General features: G+C 72.7%; 10 protein-coding genes and 1 pseudogene. 5 read left to right on the forward strand and 6 right to left on the reverse strand.

The window, feature by feature from the left end:
* The first annotated feature begins 30 nt into the window (after nucleotides 1-30).
* The gene (locus ACZ561_RS05625; RefSeq protein WP_376440445.1) at nucleotides 31-636 is read left to right on the forward strand and encodes a TetR/AcrR family transcriptional regulator; all 606 of its coding nucleotides are present in this window, start codon (nucleotides 31-33) and stop codon (nucleotides 634-636) included.
* Between the two features lie 125 nt (nucleotides 637-761).
* Here ACZ561_RS05625 and ACZ561_RS05630 read toward each other — a convergent pair whose 3' ends face one another.
* The 4 genes from ACZ561_RS05630 to ACZ561_RS05645 form a co-directional block, all read right to left on the reverse strand.
* Nucleotides 762-1565 (reverse strand): carbohydrate ABC transporter permease, encoded by an 804-nt coding sequence (locus ACZ561_RS05630; protein WP_470990156.1) that lies wholly within the window; start codon nucleotides 1563-1565, stop codon nucleotides 762-764.
* 152 nt (nucleotides 1566-1717) lie between these two features.
* A complete protein-coding gene (locus ACZ561_RS05635; protein WP_470990159.1) occupies nucleotides 1718-3019 on the reverse strand; it encodes a carbohydrate ABC transporter permease in 1302 nt (433 codons plus the stop codon).
* A 4-nt stretch (nucleotides 3020-3023) separates the two neighbouring features.
* Nucleotides 3024-4397: an ABC transporter substrate-binding protein gene (locus tag ACZ561_RS05640; RefSeq protein WP_470990161.1), complete on the reverse strand. Its 1374-nt coding sequence runs from the start codon at nucleotides 4395-4397 to the stop codon at nucleotides 3024-3026.
* A 123-nt stretch (nucleotides 4398-4520) separates the two neighbouring features.
* Entirely contained in the window at nucleotides 4521-8237 is a 3717-nt protein-coding gene (locus ACZ561_RS05645) for an FHA domain-containing protein (RefSeq protein WP_470990163.1), read from the reverse strand.
* A gap of 441 nt (nucleotides 8238-8678) precedes the next feature.
* On the opposite strand from ACZ561_RS05645, the gene ACZ561_RS05650 reads away from it, so the two are divergent.
* From ACZ561_RS05650 to prfB, 3 genes are all read left to right on the forward strand, one after another.
* Nucleotides 8679-10373 (forward strand): serine/threonine-protein kinase, encoded by a 1695-nt coding sequence (locus ACZ561_RS05650; protein ID WP_470990165.1) that lies wholly within the window; start codon nucleotides 8679-8681, stop codon nucleotides 10371-10373.
* Nucleotides 10374-10480: 107 nt separating this feature from the next.
* Nucleotides 10481-11758, forward strand: coding sequence for a serine/threonine-protein kinase (locus ACZ561_RS05655; RefSeq protein WP_470990167.1), 1278 nt, complete (start codon nucleotides 10481-10483; stop codon nucleotides 11756-11758).
* A gap of 73 nt (nucleotides 11759-11831) precedes the next feature.
* Nucleotides 11832-12938: a peptide chain release factor 2 gene (gene prfB / locus ACZ561_RS05660; protein WP_470990169.1), complete on the forward strand. Its 1107-nt coding sequence runs from the start codon at nucleotides 11832-11834 to the stop codon at nucleotides 12936-12938.
* Nucleotides 12939-13012: 74 nt separating this feature from the next.
* On the opposite strand, the gene ACZ561_RS05665 is transcribed toward prfB, so the two are convergent.
* Both ACZ561_RS05665 and ACZ561_RS05670 read right to left on the reverse strand, forming a co-directional pair.
* Nucleotides 13013-13456, reverse strand: a complete 444-nt coding sequence (locus ACZ561_RS05665) for a PIN domain-containing protein (RefSeq protein WP_470990171.1) — start codon at nucleotides 13454-13456, stop codon at nucleotides 13013-13015.
* Complete coding sequence (locus ACZ561_RS05670; RefSeq protein ID WP_470990173.1) at nucleotides 13453-13707, reverse strand: ribbon-helix-helix domain-containing protein; 255 nt, start codon at nucleotides 13705-13707, stop codon at nucleotides 13453-13455. Before ACZ561_RS05670 ends, ACZ561_RS05665 begins: the two co-directional genes overlap by 4 nt.
* A 478-nt stretch (nucleotides 13708-14185) precedes the next feature.
* Here ACZ561_RS05670 and ACZ561_RS05675 point away from each other — a divergent pair.
* Nucleotides 14186-14479, forward strand: a pseudogene (locus ACZ561_RS05675) (hypothetical protein); the annotation flags it as partial.

Below are 14479 nucleotides of genomic sequence, written 5' to 3' on the forward strand. Positions count from 1 at the left end.
GGTCGTTCGCCGTTGGTTAGGATCCCGTTCATGACGACTCCCTCCGGAACCCCTCGCCGCGCCCCCGCGGGAGCCGCCGTGCTCCGTGAGGACGTCACGGAGGCCATTCGCATGGCCGTCTTCGAGGAGCTGGCCGCCGTCGGATTCGCCCGCATGTCCATCGAGGGCATCGCACGGCGCGCGGGCGTCGGCAAGACCGCCGTCTACCGCCGCTGGAAGTCGAAGCTCTCCCTCGTCCTGGACCTCGTCGGCGCCTTCGCCACGCAGGGGCTTCCGGCGCCGTCGACCGGCTCGCTCATCGGTGACGTGCGCGCGCTCCTCGAAGTCGCCTCGCACGCCCTGCGCCACCCCGTGGCCTCGCAGGTCATCCCGGACCTTCTGGTGGAGGCCGCCCGGCAGCCGGAGATCGCCCAGGCGATCAAAGCGGCCCTGCTCGACAGCCAGCAAGGGGTCGTCGCGCAGATCGTGCGCGAGGCAGTGGGGCGCGGCGAACTGCCCGAGGGGGCGGACCCGGACCGCGCCCTCGACGTGGTCGTGGGGCCGCTCTACTGGCGGCTCGTGGTGGTCCGAGGCGAACTGCCGAAGGGGTACCTGGACGACCTCGCCCGCTCGGCGGTGGCGGCGCTCAAGGCATGAGCGCGGACGGTGCGCGCCCGACGTGAAGGCGGAGGGTGCAGGGCGTTACGGGTACGAGGGCGGGGGCCGGCCCTCGTACCCGTAAAGCCCGGTCATGGACTGCTTCACCGACGTCCGGTCCGGGACTACTTCACCGCGCCCGCCATCACGCCCGAGACGAACTGCCGCTGGAACGCGAAGAACACGGCCAGCGGAATCACCATCGACACGAACGCGCCCGGCGCCAGTACGTCGATGTTGTTCCCGAACTGCCGGACCTGCTGCTGCAGCGCCACGGTGATCGGCGGGGACTCGGAGTCCGCGAAGATCAGCGCGACCAGCATGTCGTTCCAGACCCACAGGAACTGGAAGATGCCGAGCGAGGCGATCGCCGGGCCGCCCAGCGGCATGACGACCCGGGTGAAGAGCCGGATCTCGCCGGCCCCGTCGAGGCGCGCCGCCTCCAACAGCTCCCTGGGGATCTCGGCGAAGAAGTTCCGCAGCAGGAAGATCGCGAAGGGCAGTCCGAAGGCCGTGTGGAAGAGGACGACCCCGAGCGTCGTCTCGAAGATGCCGATCGTGCCGAAGAGCTTCGACACGGGGACGAGCGCCACCTGCACCGGGACCACCAGAAGCCCCACGACCACCAGGAACCACCAGTCGCGGCCGGGGAAGTCCAGCCAGGCGAAGGCGTAACCGGCGAGCGAACCGATGACGACGACCAGGACGGTCGCCGGGACGGTGATCAGGACCGTGGACACGAGCGAACCCGTGATCGTGTCGTTGGCCAGGAGCGCGGAGTAGTTCTCCACCGTCAGCTGGGCGGGGGAGGCGAAGACCTGCCACCAGCCGCTCTCGCTGATGTCGGAGGGCGAGCGGAGCGAGGACAGCAGCAGCCCGACCGCCGGCATCAGCCAGAACAGGCCGACGAGGACGAGGAAGATCCGCATTCCCCCGCCGGCGGCACGCGCGGCGAGCCGCGCGGCCGGACTCCTCCGGGCAGTGGGACCTCCCCCCGCGGCCGTACCCTTCCCCGCGGCCGTACCCTTCCGCGCAGCCGGAACCTTCTGTGCGGCCGGACTCTTCCGTGCGGCGGGACTGCTCATCGGCGGGCCTCCCTTCGCATCCGGCGGATGTTGAACGCCATCACCGGGATCACCAGAAGCAGCAGCAGGACGGCGATGGCCGAGCCGACCCCGAGATCCGCGTCCGTACCGAAGGACGACCGGTACAGCTGGAGCGCCAGCACGTTCGCGTCGTCCTGGGCCGAACCCGGCGCGATGATGAAGACAAGGTCGAAGACCTTCAGCACGTTGATCATCAGCGTGACCAGAACGACGGCCAGGACCGGAGCGAGGAGCGGGACGGTGATCCGGCGGAACACCTGCCATTCGTTCGCACCGTCGACCCGGGCCGCTTCCAGGAGCTCACGGGGCACGCTCGCCAGACCGGCCGCGATCAGGACCATCGCGAACCCGGCCCACATCCACACATAGCTGCCGATGACGGCGGGTGTGACGAGCGAGGGGCCCAGCCACTCCACCCCGTTGTACTGCTCGCGGAAGTTGCTCGCGGGCAGCCGCAGCAGGGATCCGTCGGCGGCGGCCGGGAGGCCGAACGTGCCGTCGGCGGCGACCGTCGTGGACGCGACGACCTTCCCGTCCTTCACCGCCTCCACGCGCAGCCCCTTCAGACCGAGCTCCTTCGCGTCGACGACGTTCGGCTTCCCGCCGCCACCCCGGGTGAAGTCCAGCCAGGCGGTGCCGGTGATCCGGCCGTCCCGCGGGGTCGGTTCGAGCGCCGGACGGGCGTCCTTCGGCATCTGGGCCGGCGCGACTCCGATCAGCGGAAGCCGCGCGATCTCACCCGTACGGACCGGGCTCTTGGTGATGTACGCGCCGCCACCCGCCGCCTCGAGCGGATGGACGGGCAGCGGGCGCGCCCGCGGGAAGACGGACGACTCGGCGAACGTGTCGTGGACGCCGACCCAGACGGCGTTCGCGACCCCGCGGTCCGGATCCTGCTCGTAGACGAGCCGGAAGATGATCCCGGCGGCCAGCATCGAGATCGCCATCGGCATGAAGACGATCAGCTTGAACGCCGTGCCCCACCGGATCCGTTCGGTCAGCACCGCGAAGATCAGGCCGAGCGCGGTGGCGACGGTCGGGGCGAGGACCACCCAGATCGCGTTGTTCTTGACGGCGGTGAGGATCGTGTCGTCGGTGAAGAGCTCGACGTAGTTGTCGAGTCCGGCGAAGGAGTCCCCGGACGAGTCGAAGAAGGAGCGGTAGACGGAGTACCCGATCGGGTAGACCACGAGCGCACCGAGCAGGACCAGAGCGGGGAGGAGGAACCCCACCGCGACGGACCCGCGCGTGCCGGTGACCTTGGAGGCGGACGCCATGGCGTCAGCCCTTGTACGCCTTCGCCGCGTCGGCCTCCAGCCTCGCCTGGGTCCCCGCGATGTCCTTCGGGTTCTTCAGGAAGTCCTGGAGCGCCTTCCACTCGCCCTTGCCGGGCGTGCCGCCGAAGGACTGCGGCATCTGGTCCGACATGTCGAAGCGGAAGTCGTCGCCGGCCTCCAGCATCGCCTTGGCGATCTCGCGCTGGACGTCGTTGGGGTACGCAGACAGGTTCAGGTTCTTGTTGGGGGAGAGGAAGCCGCCGGCGCCCGCCCAGATCGCGGCCGCGTCAGGGGAGGCGAGGAAGGTCAGCAGCGCCTGGGCGCCCTTCGTGTCCTTCAGGGCCACCGCCGCGTCGCCGCCGGTGACCACCGGGGAGGTCGCGCCCACCGCGGGGAACGGGAAGACCTTGGCGTCCGTACCGATCTTCGCGCTGGTCTGCGCGATGTTGACGGCGGCGAAGTCGCCCTCGAAGACCATCGCGCCCTTGGGCTGATCGCCGCCCGTGAAGGTCTGGGTGACCGAGACGGGGAACTCCGTCTGCAGCGCGCCGTCCGCGCCGCCGGCGATCAGATTCGGCTTGCCGAACAGCTCGGCGAGGGTCGTGAGCGCCTGCTTGACGGACGGGTCCGTCCACTTGATCTCGTGCTTGGCCAGCTGGTCGTACTTGGTCGGGCCCGCCTGGGAGAGGTAGATGTTCTCGAACCAGTCGGTCAGGGTCCAGCCGTCCGCGCCGCCGACGGAGACCGGGGTGACGCCGGAGGCCGAGATGGTCTCGGCGGTGGCCAGGAACTCCTTCCAGGTCTTGGGCTCGGTGGCGCCCGCGTTCTCGAAGGCGGCGTTGTTGTACCAGATCAGGGACTTGTTGGCGGCCTTGAAGTACACGCCGTACTGCGTGCCGTCGACGGCGCCGAGATCCCGCCAGCCCTGCGAGTAGTTCTTGACGAGCTGCGCCTCGGTCTCGGGGCCGACCGGCTTGAGCCACTTCTGGGCGGCGGCCTGCTGGATCGCGCCGACCTGCGGGAGCATCGCCACGTCGGGCGGGGAACCGCCGGCGATCTTCGTGCCGAGGAAGTTCACGATCGGGTCCTGCGCGGGCACGAAGGTGACGGTGGCGCCGGTGCGCTTCTCGAACTCCTTCAGGACCTTGGTGAAGTTCTCCTGCTCGGGGCCGGTCCAGACGGCCGCGACCTCGATCTTCTCGCCCTTGAGGGAGGGCAGGGTCACGGAGCTGCCGGAGGGGGCCGGTTGGCCGGGGTCCTTCTTGCCGCCACCGCCGCTGTCACCGTCGCCGCAGCCGGCGAGGGCGAGCCCGAGGGTGAGTGCGGTGACCGTGGCGACGGTCCTTGCGGCCCTGCGTGTACGAAGAGTTGTGCGCATGAATGCCCCGTCTCTCCTGTGCGCGTGCTCGTCCCGTGCGCTCAGGTCTACGCCGGGGGCTCGGGGCCCGCAATACCGCCTTGCGTGTCAACCGGGGGATCGTGATGGGCTCGTGACGTCTTGTCAGGTGCGCGTCGCGGGCGTGAGGGGCGGTACGGGCGAGGCGTCGACCGAGCGGGCGGCGCGGTCGAGCGCGCTCGCGAGAAGCGCCAGATCGGTGGGGCCGTTGCCCAGCTCACGGACCGGTCGGCGGGTGGGCGGGTCGCCCATCCGCTCCCACTCCAGCGGGACGACGGTCGGCCGGAGGGTCGCCGTGCGGGGGATGCGGCCGGTGACCCGCCCGGACTGGAACGGGGTCACTCGGCCGCCCGGGTGCCCGAGCCGCCCCCGGCCGGGCGCGGGCTCGTCGGGGCCGGTGGCGACGGGGGCCGGGTCGAGCACGACTCGCAGCCGGGCGCCGTGGGCCAGTTCGGTGTCCGCCGTACGGTCCGGCCGTGCCGAGGTCACGACCAGATGCACGCCGAGCCGCTCCCCGGACCGCGCCACGGCCTCGAGGGCCCGCACGACGGACCCGGCGGCAGGCCGCCCGGGCGACCCGAGCGCGGGCGCGACGAGCGCGTCGAAGTCGTCGACGAGGACGACGAGGCGGGGGAGGTGGATGGTGCCGACCGTGTGGCCGACCGCGCCGGCGGCCTCGGGCCGGGGGCCGGTGCTTCCGGCCGCTTCGGCCCGATGGGCGGTGCTCCCGGCCGCTTCGGCCCGCACACGCGAATCCGCGCCGCCGTACGGGTCCGGCTCCCCGCCGGGCCGCGGGACGCGGGCCGACCCCCGGTCCACGAGGTCGGCGTCGGCGGGGCGGCTGATACGGCCGCTGGGCCGGTCACCGAGTGTGCCGTCGCCGGTCCGGGTGGTGCGGTTGCCGGGGTGGTACGTGAGGTCGTCGGCGCCCGAGCGGGCGGTGCGTCCGCTGGGGCGGGCCTGGAGGTCGTCCGCGCCCGGGTGGGCGGTTCGGCCGCTGGGCCGGTACGTCAGGTCCTCGGCGCCGGGCCGAGAAACCCGTCCGCTGGGACGGTCGGAGATGTCGCCGTCGCCGCGGCGCGGCAGCCTGCCGCTCGGACGGTCACCCAAATCGTCGCCACCGGTGCGCGGTTCGGGCACGCCGGGGTGGTCACCGCTGCGCGGCGTCCGCCCGCTGGGCCGGTCGCCGAGCGTGCCGTCGCCGGTGCGGGCTGTCCGACCGCTCGGGTGGTACGTGAGGTCGTTCGCGCCCGGGCCGGGCCGGGCGCCTACGGGGCCTTCTCCTGTACGGAGTGTGCGGCCGCTCGGTGCGTCCTCCACGCGGGCCGTGGCCCGGGCGGCCGGGGACACCGATTCCGCCGCACTCGGGGAGCGCTGGCCGATCAGGCGCCCCGTCGCCCGGCGGTCGGAGAAGTGACCGTCGCCGAGGATCTCCGCGCGGCGCTTCAGCTCGGCGCCCAGCGCCTGGGCGAACTCCCGCATCCGGACCGGGTCCGAGGCGACCAGATGCTCGGTGACGTGCGGCAGCTCCGTACACGCCGCCAGGCCCTCGCCGCGCTCGCCTCCCGCGCCGTCGACGAGCAGCAGGCCCAGCCGGTCGGGCCGTCCGCCGGCCGCCAGCGAGGCGGCGATGGAGCGCAGCAGCTCCGTGCGTCCGCTGCCCGCGGGCCCCTCGATCAGCAGGTGTGGGCCTTCCTCGGTCAGGTCCACCGACACCGGCCCGCGCGGCCCGGCGCCCAGGACGGCGGTCCCCTCCCCGGCGGCGGCCCAGCGGGCCATGAGCGAGGCGGGCGTGGCCCGGGCGAGACCGAGCTCGTCGAGCAGCCGGGCGGACCGGGGCAGCGCGGCCGCCGCCGTCCGCCCGTGTGCGGCGGGGGCGTCGGTGCGCAGGGGTGCCACCGCACGCCCGAAGCGTTCGGCCCAGGCGACCGAGACCGCGTCCACCACGCCGACGGTCCCGTGGCCCGCGGCCCGGCCTCCCGCCGTACGCAGCAGCCGCAGGGCCGTCGCCACATCGCCGCTCAGCAGCGCCACGGCCCCGCACTCGCGGAAGGCGAGCGAGGCCGCGCAGGCGGTCTCGTAGGTCGCGGCGACCGGGGAGACTGGCGAGGCGGCCGGCGCCTCGGCCAGGCAGAGCAGATGGATCCCCGCCGCCGCCCCCGCGCCGGCGAGCCGGGCCGTGGTCTCGCGCAGCGCCGCCGAACCGGGGTCGCCGTCCACGATCACGACCGTGGCCGGACCTTCGTAACGGGCCGCGGCCTCGGCGACGGTCGCCCGGTCGGCGCTCGGCCAGCCGGGCCCGAGAGGTCCGTCGTCCAGCCTGCGGGTGAGTTCGGCGGTACGGGCATGAGCCTGATCGCGGTCGTACGCGAGGAGGAGCCGGCAGTCCTGGCCGTGCGCCGGGCGCAGATGCGGGAGCCAGCCGAGCCAGCCCCAGGCGCGGCGCCGCTCCTCCAGGGGGCGGTTCCGGTCCGCGCTGATCAGCACGATCTCGAGGTCGGAGGGGGAGTGCAGGGCGGTCAGCTGGGCCACCACGGAGCGGGCGAGCCCGGCCAGCCGCTTGCCGGGCCCGGCGAGCCCGAGCGATCCGGCCTCGCGGAGCCCGACGGTGACGGGCACCCCGGACAGCTCGGCCCGGTCGGTCGTGCCGAGTCGGACGACGAGGGACTCCGGATGATCCGGGCCCCGCTCCCAGAGCCGCGGGCCGGGCCCGAGCGCGGTGAGCAGCACGGCGGCCGGGTCGGGCCAGGTCTCGGCGGCCTGCGGGTGATCCCCGGCCCGGTCAGCACCGGACGGGGCACCGTCCTTCGTGCCGGCCTCGGCCCCGGGGACCGGCAGGTCCTCGCGGGGGCCGGTGAGCCGTCGGGCCCAGGCCCCGATACCGCGCTTGCCACGCGACGGCGACGCCGGGCGCGGGGTCTGCCGGGTCCTGCTGTGCCCCTCGCCGGAGCCCTCGTCGTCCCGGGGCTCTTCGGCGCGCGCGTGCGTGGGGGAGGACGGGGCGCCGCCATGGGTCGCGTCCTGGGACACGGAGGCGTGCGACCAGGTGTCACGCGCCTGCGGGTGCCCGTGAGCGCCGCCCCCCTGGCCCGCGCCGGGCAGCCCGGATCCGCCGAGGGCGGCATCGCCGTCCGTGCCCGGTTCCGCCCCCGTCCCGTCCCGTCCCGCGCCGTACGGGTCCACTCGGAGGTGCCCCTCGCCGTCCGGGGTCGTCGGCAGGGAGTCCGTGCCGGAGCCGCCCGGTCCCGCGAGCCGCAGGGCGGACTCGCCGAGGCGCAGCAGGGCCCCGGGCAGCAGGCGGACGGGGCGGTCGCCGACCGTCGTGCCGTCCAGCGTCGTGCCGTTCGTGGAGCCGAGGTCCGCGACCGTGACCCGGCCGTCGGCCCCGACGGTCACCGTGCAGTGCACCCGGGAGACGTCCGGGTCGTCGAGCGGGACGTCCGCGTCCAGGGAGCGGCCGATCCTGATCGGGCCGCCGTGCAGCAGATGCACCCCGCCCGCGTCCGGCCCCGCGACCACGTGGAGCCGGGCCGGGGCGCCCTCGCCGAGGCGGTCGTCCTCGCCGGGGACCTGGAGTGTGAGGACCGCGCCGTCGACGAGCGGGGGCTCGCCGAGCGCACAGCGCCGCGTGTCGAGCCGCTCGCCGCCCGCGTAGAGCACGGTCGTGCCCGAGGTGGAGGTGTCCGGGCCGGAGACGGCCGCGGCCAGACCGGAGGCCACGGCTGCCAGCGCCGTCCCCGCCGGGGCCGTGACGAGCACGTCGCACGCGCGCCCCGCGCCGTGGCCGGCGTGCGGCGCGAGGACGGTCAGCCGGATCTGCATCGCCGTCAGCGGTCCCTTCCGCGTGATGCCCGGCAGGGGAACGCCCTGTGTCTCCCCCCACCCGGCACGGACGCGTCGTCCGGTACAGGTCGGCACGGCGCGGGGGCTCCCGACCCCTCGATGCGACGTGCTGTGTGCATCCTCGCACCTGCCACTGACAACCCGCCCGCGGGTCGCCTCCAAGTGATCTTGAATGGTCGGCTGTGGACGTAAAAGTGCCTGGTTGGGTACGCCTTACGACGGCCCCGGCAACCACCGGTGCGACAAACGCGTCTTCTTTTCGGACAAGTCGGCACCCGGAATCAGCCGCCTCGCGTTCGACCGTCGACTCGTTCGGCGGCACTAAAGTGGGTCGGACACCCGGACGGGTCACAACAGATGTCACAACGGATGACAGGGACCCCGGGGCCCCAGGACCACGATCAGCAGGGAGCGCGTGACGTGCGGCCAATCGGCAGCAAGTACCTGCTCGAGGAGCCGCTCGGACGCGGCGCCACGGGCACCGTCTGGCGAGCCCGCCAGCGTGAGGCGGCGGGCGCCGAGGCGGCCGTACAGGGCCAGCCCGGCGAGACCGTGGCTATCAAGGTCCTCAAGGAGGAGCTGGCCAACGACGCGGACATCGTGATGCGCTTCCTGCGCGAGCGGTCCGTGCTCCTCCGGCTCACCCACCCGAACATCGTGCGCACCCGCGACCTGGTCGTCGAGGGTGATGTCCTCGCCCTGGTCATGGACCTCGTCGAGGGCCCGGACCTGCACCGCTACATCCGGGACAACGGCCCGCTCACCCCGGTCGCCGCAGCTCTGCTCACCGCGCAGATCGCCGACGCGCTCGCCGCCAGCCACGCCGACGGCGTCGTCCACCGGGACCTCAAGCCCGCCAACGTCCTGCTCGCCGAGCAGGGTGGCCAGATGCACCCGATGCTCACGGACTTCGGCATCGCGCGCCTCGCGGACTCCCCGGGCCTGACCCGTACGCACGAATTCGTCGGCACGCCCGCGTACGTCGCGCCGGAGTCCGCCGAAGGCCGCCCCCAGACCTCCGCGGTCGACATCTACGGCGCGGGCATCCTGCTCTACGAGCTGGTCACCGGCCGGCCGCCTTTCGCCGGCGGCTCGGCTCTGGAGGTCCTGCACCGGCACCTCAGCGAGGAGCCGCGCCGTCCCTCGACCGTGCCCGGCCCGCTGTGGACGGTCATAGAGCGCTGCCTCAGCAAGAACCCGGACTTCCGGCCCAGCGCCGAGAACCTGGCCCGCGGACTGCGCGCGGTCGCCGCGGGCATCGGCGTGCACTCCACCCCCGCCCAGATCGAGGCGGCCGACGGCGTCGGGGCGCTGCTCGCCCCCGACCCGGCGCCGGCGCCGGTCCCGGAGACCCCCGGGGCCGCCGATCCGACCCAGGTGCTGCCCAGCGGAGCGGGTGACCGTTTCGACCCCGCCGCGGCGACCAGCGTCATGCCGACCAGTGGCCCGGGCGGCGGCGCCGACCCGACCTCGGTCATGCCTCCCGTACCGTCGCAGCCTCCGCAGGGCGGCCCCGAGGACGCGCACCCCTGGCAGAACCAGCTGCGCGCGGCCCGCGACCGCAACGAGCAGACGCAGGTGCAGTACCTGGACCCGAGCCAGGACCCGCTGCGCCGCCGTCCGCAGCGCCAGCCGCAGCCGCCGCAGCACCAGCCGCAGGACCAGCGGCCGTACGGGCAGCAGCCTCAGCAGCCTTACGGGCAGCAGCCGCAGCCGTACCAGCAGCAGCCCCCGCGGCCCCCGCAGCGCCAGCAGTACGCCCCGCAGCCGCAGCAGCAGTACGCGCCGCAGCCCCAGCAGCAGCAGTACGCGCCCCCGCAGCCGCCGCCCCAGTCCCAGCCTCCGGCCCCGCGTGAGCCGCGTCCGCCGCGTCAGCGCAGCTCCAACCCGATGCGGATCCCGGGTCTGGGCTGTCTGAAGGGCTGCCTCTTCACGATCGTGCTCTTCGTCGTCGCGGGCTGGCTCATCTGGGAGCTGACCCCGCTCCAGGACTGGGTGGCCCAGGGCAAGGGCTACTGGGAGGCCATCGGCGACATGATCTCGTCCGTCTCCACATGGGTCTCCGAGCTCGGCGGCACCGAGAGTGGTACTACTACCGGCGGTACGGGGCAGTAGTACTGCCGATTTATCGACTTCCGAGGGGTGATTTCCCCTCGGAAGTGACGACCAGCGGCTGTGGACGCGTAACTTTGTCGCGACCGCCAGCCGCTGAGGGAGCAGTCTTGGCACGGAATATCGGCAGCCGCTACACGGCCCACCAGATCCTCGGTCGGGGCAGCGCCGGCACGGTGTGGCTCGGCGAGGGCCCCGAGGGCCCCGTCGCCATCAAGCTGCTGCGCGAGGACCTGGCCTCGGACCAGGAGCTCGTCGGACGCTTCGTCCAGGAGCGCACCGCCCTGCTCGGTCTCGACCACCCCCGGGTGGTCGCCGTCCGCGACCTCGTCGTCGACGGCAACGACCTCGCGCTCGTCATGGACCTGGTCCGCGGCACCGACCTGCGCACCCGCCTCGACCGGGAGCGCAGGCTCGCCCCCGAGGCGGCCGTCGCGATCATCGCCGACGTCGCGGACGGGCTCGCCGCCGCGCACGCCGCCGGAGTCGTCCACCGCGACGTCAAGCCGGAGAACATCCTGCTCGACATGGAGGGCCCGCTCGGCCCCGGCGGGGCCCACCCGGCGCTCCTCACCGACTTCGGTGTCGCCAAGCTCATCGACACCCCGGGCCGCACCAAGGCGACCCGGATCATCGGCACTCCGGACTACCTGGCCCCCGAGATCGTCGAGGGCCTGCCGCCGCGAGCGGCCGTCGACATCTACGCCCTCGCGACCGTCCTGTACGAGCTCCTGGCCGGCTTCACGCCCTTCGGCGGCGGCCACCCGGGCGCCGTGCTGCGCCGCCACGTCACGGAGACGGTCGTCCCGCTGCCGGGCATCCCCGAGGAGCTGTGGCAGCTGATCGTCCAGTGCCTGGCCAAGGCCCCGGCCTCGCGGCTGCGCGCCTCGGAGCTGGCCAGCCGGCTCCGGGAGTGCCTGCCGCTCCTCGCCGGGCTGCCGCCGCTCGACGTCGACGAGCCGGACGACGCCGAACAGCCGGCGGAGGGGTACGAGGACGAGTCCTACGCGACCCGTTCCGGCCAGGGCGCCGGCTCCGGGCGCGGCTCCGGCTCGGCTTCGGGCGACGGCGCGCCGCGCCGGGCCGCCGTCCCACTGGTCCCCGGCGCCTCGCCCGACTCCAACCGGGACACCCACACCTCCATGCGCGTCCCCGCACCCGACGAGCTGGCCGGCGGCCCCCTGGGCACCGCTCGGGCCCCCCGCCCGTCCGGGGCCAGGAGACCCGGCTCGGCCCGCCACAAGGCAGAGGCGGTCCGCAAGCGCCGCATCACGCTCTCGATCGTGGCGGTCGTGCTCCTGGGCGCCGTGGGGGCGGGCGGCTACCTGGCGACCGCCGAGGACTCCGACGTACCGCCGCAGGACTCCAAGACGTCCACGCAGCCGTAGGGCGACCTCCCCTCAGCGTCAGGGCGCGGGCGGGCGGGTCCGGTCGCTTGCCACGAGCCGTTACGCTGGACGCGTGGCAGTCGTCGATGTATCCGAAGAGCTGAAGTCCCTCTCCTCGACCATGGGGTCGATCGAGGCCGTCCTGGACCTCGAAACGCTGAGGGCCGACATCGCCGTGCTCGAAGAGCAGGCCGCGGCCCCGTCCCTCTGGGACGACCCGGAGGCGGCGCAGAAGATCACCAGCAAGCTTTCGCACCTCCAGGCCGAGGTCCGCAAGGCCGAGGCCCTGCGCGGCCGGATCGACGACCTGGCGGTGCTCTTCGAGCTCGCCGAGGAGATGGACGACCCGGACACCCGCGTCGAGGCGGAGACGGAGCTCGTCTCCGTCCGCAAGGCGCTGGACGAGATGGAAGTCCGCACCCTGCTCTCCGGCGAGTACGACGAGCGCGAGGCGCTGGTCAACATCCGCGCCGAGGCGGGCGGTGTCGACGCCGCCGACTTCGCCGAGCAGCTCCAGCGCATGTACCTGCGCTGGGCCGAGCGCCACGGCTACGGCACGGAGATCTACGAGACCTCGTACGCGGAAGAGGCCGGCATCAAGTCGACCACCTTCGTGGTCAAGGCGCCGTACGCCTACGGCACGCTCTCGGTCGAGCAGGGCACGCACCGTCTGGTCCGCATCTCGCCCTTCGACAACCAGGGCCGCCGCCAGACCTCGTTCGCGGGCGTCGAGATCCTCCCGGTCGTGGAGTCGTCCGACCACGTGGAGATCGACGAGTCCGAGCTGCGCGTGGACGTCTACCGCGCGTCGGGCCCGGGAGGCCAGGGCGTCAACACGACCGACTCGGCGGTGCGCATCACGCACATCCCGACCGGCATCGTGGTCTCCTGCCAGAACGAGCGCTCGCAGATCCAGAACAAGGCGAGCGCCATGAACGTCCTCCAGGCCAAGCTCCTCGAGCGCCAGCGCCAGGAGGAGCGCGCCAAGATGGACGCCCTGAAGGGCGACGGCGGCAGCTCCTGGGGCAACCAGATGCGCTCGTACGTCCTCCACCCGTACCAGATGGTCAAGGACCTCCGGACGGACTTCGAGGTCGGAAACCCCCAGTCGGTCCTGGACGGCGAGATCGACGGCTTCCTGGAGGCGGGCATCCGCTGGCGGAAGCAGCAGGAGAAGTAACGGACTCCCGTTCGTTCACGGTCTACGACGCCGGGTTCTTCGTACGTACACGTGCGAGGGGCCCGGTGTTCTTGTCACAGGGGAAGATCGTCCGGGAGGACCCGGAACGCTTTGTGACGTCCGAGAGGACGCACGGCGCGGAAGTCGCGACGGTCCAGGGTGAGGATCGCGTCGGTGTCGTAATCGGCGGCAAGCGCCACGTTGACCGCGTCGGCGAGGTGGAGGTCGAGCCCCGAGTGGCGCGCCCGTACGGACTGGGCAGCGCCCAGGTGGGTCTCGGTGATCTCCGGGACGGAGATCCGGCCACGCCGCATCCAGTGCCGGAGGTCGTCCACGGCGCTGACTGCCGCCTCACGCCCGAGTTCGCGGGTGGCGACGTGGTCGATCTCGGCCAGCAGAAGTGGGGACATGATGAGCAGTCCCGCAGCCATGATCGCTTCGTTCGCGGCGTGATGTTCGGGGTGGGCGGAATCGAGGGCGGCGATCAGACCAGAGGTGTCGGCCACGACGATGATCACGCGGCGCTGCCCGTCTCCCGTCGAACCGCGTCCGCGACCGCATCACGGACGTCCTCCCCGGACGGGGTGCGACCGGAGCCCTCGAATGTCCGCGAGAAGAGGGGCTCGTCCCAGACGCGGTTGGCCATGGCGGCGAGGTGGATGCCCTGCCGGATGATCTCGGCCTCGCTTATGCCGCGACGCTTGGCCGCTTCCTTGATGATGGCGAGGTCTTCCGGGTCGGCATAGACGTTGGTTCGCTTCATGGACATGTACCAAAGGTAGTCCATGTGCCGGGTTCGTGTATGCAATGTTTCGTGTCGGCGGTCTCCCAGCGCACAGATGCGACGGGACGGGTTCGACCGGCTCGCTGGAGCGAGATGGCGTGGTGGATCGTGGCGAGCGGCCCCGCGTTTTGGCGTAGGACGGCCGGTGGAAGGATTCGCGGGCGCAAGGGGAAAGTTGACCCTCCTGACGATTTGTCGACAAGGGAACTGGCGCGGCGGGGCCCGAAGTTCAGCGTTTACGTCACAGTTGTATCCCTGCATGGCGGGCAACTGGTGATCTTTCGGGCATCGCACGCGCAACGTCCTTGACGCGTATGCGGAAACTCGGGAGGGTGACCGATGGCATGCGTATCTCTGGGGCGTGTGTGAACGGGGGCCGGTTGAGTGCTACACCAACTCCCGCTGCCCGAGGCCCCCGAGCGCTGCTCCAATGACGAGATGAGCTACTGGGGGTAGCAGCCAGATGACGAAGAAGACGCGGATCCGCGTAGCGCGCATAGCGGCCGGCGCGGTGATCGCCGCCGGTGCGTCGCTCACTGCGGCGGGTGCCGCTTCGGCCGTGGGCGTGTCCTTCGGTGCCGAGGTGAACGACGGCACCGTCGAGATCCAGGCCGATGTCACCACCGGCGACGACGGCGGCACCGACCCTCTCGGTGGAGTCGACGGTGGCCAGGACGGTGGCAACCCGACGACCGGTGGCCAGGACGGTGGCAACCCGACGACCGGCGGTCAGGACGGTGGCAACCCGACGACCGGC

Source organism: Streptomyces sp. NPDC039609, from assembly GCF_055596705.1.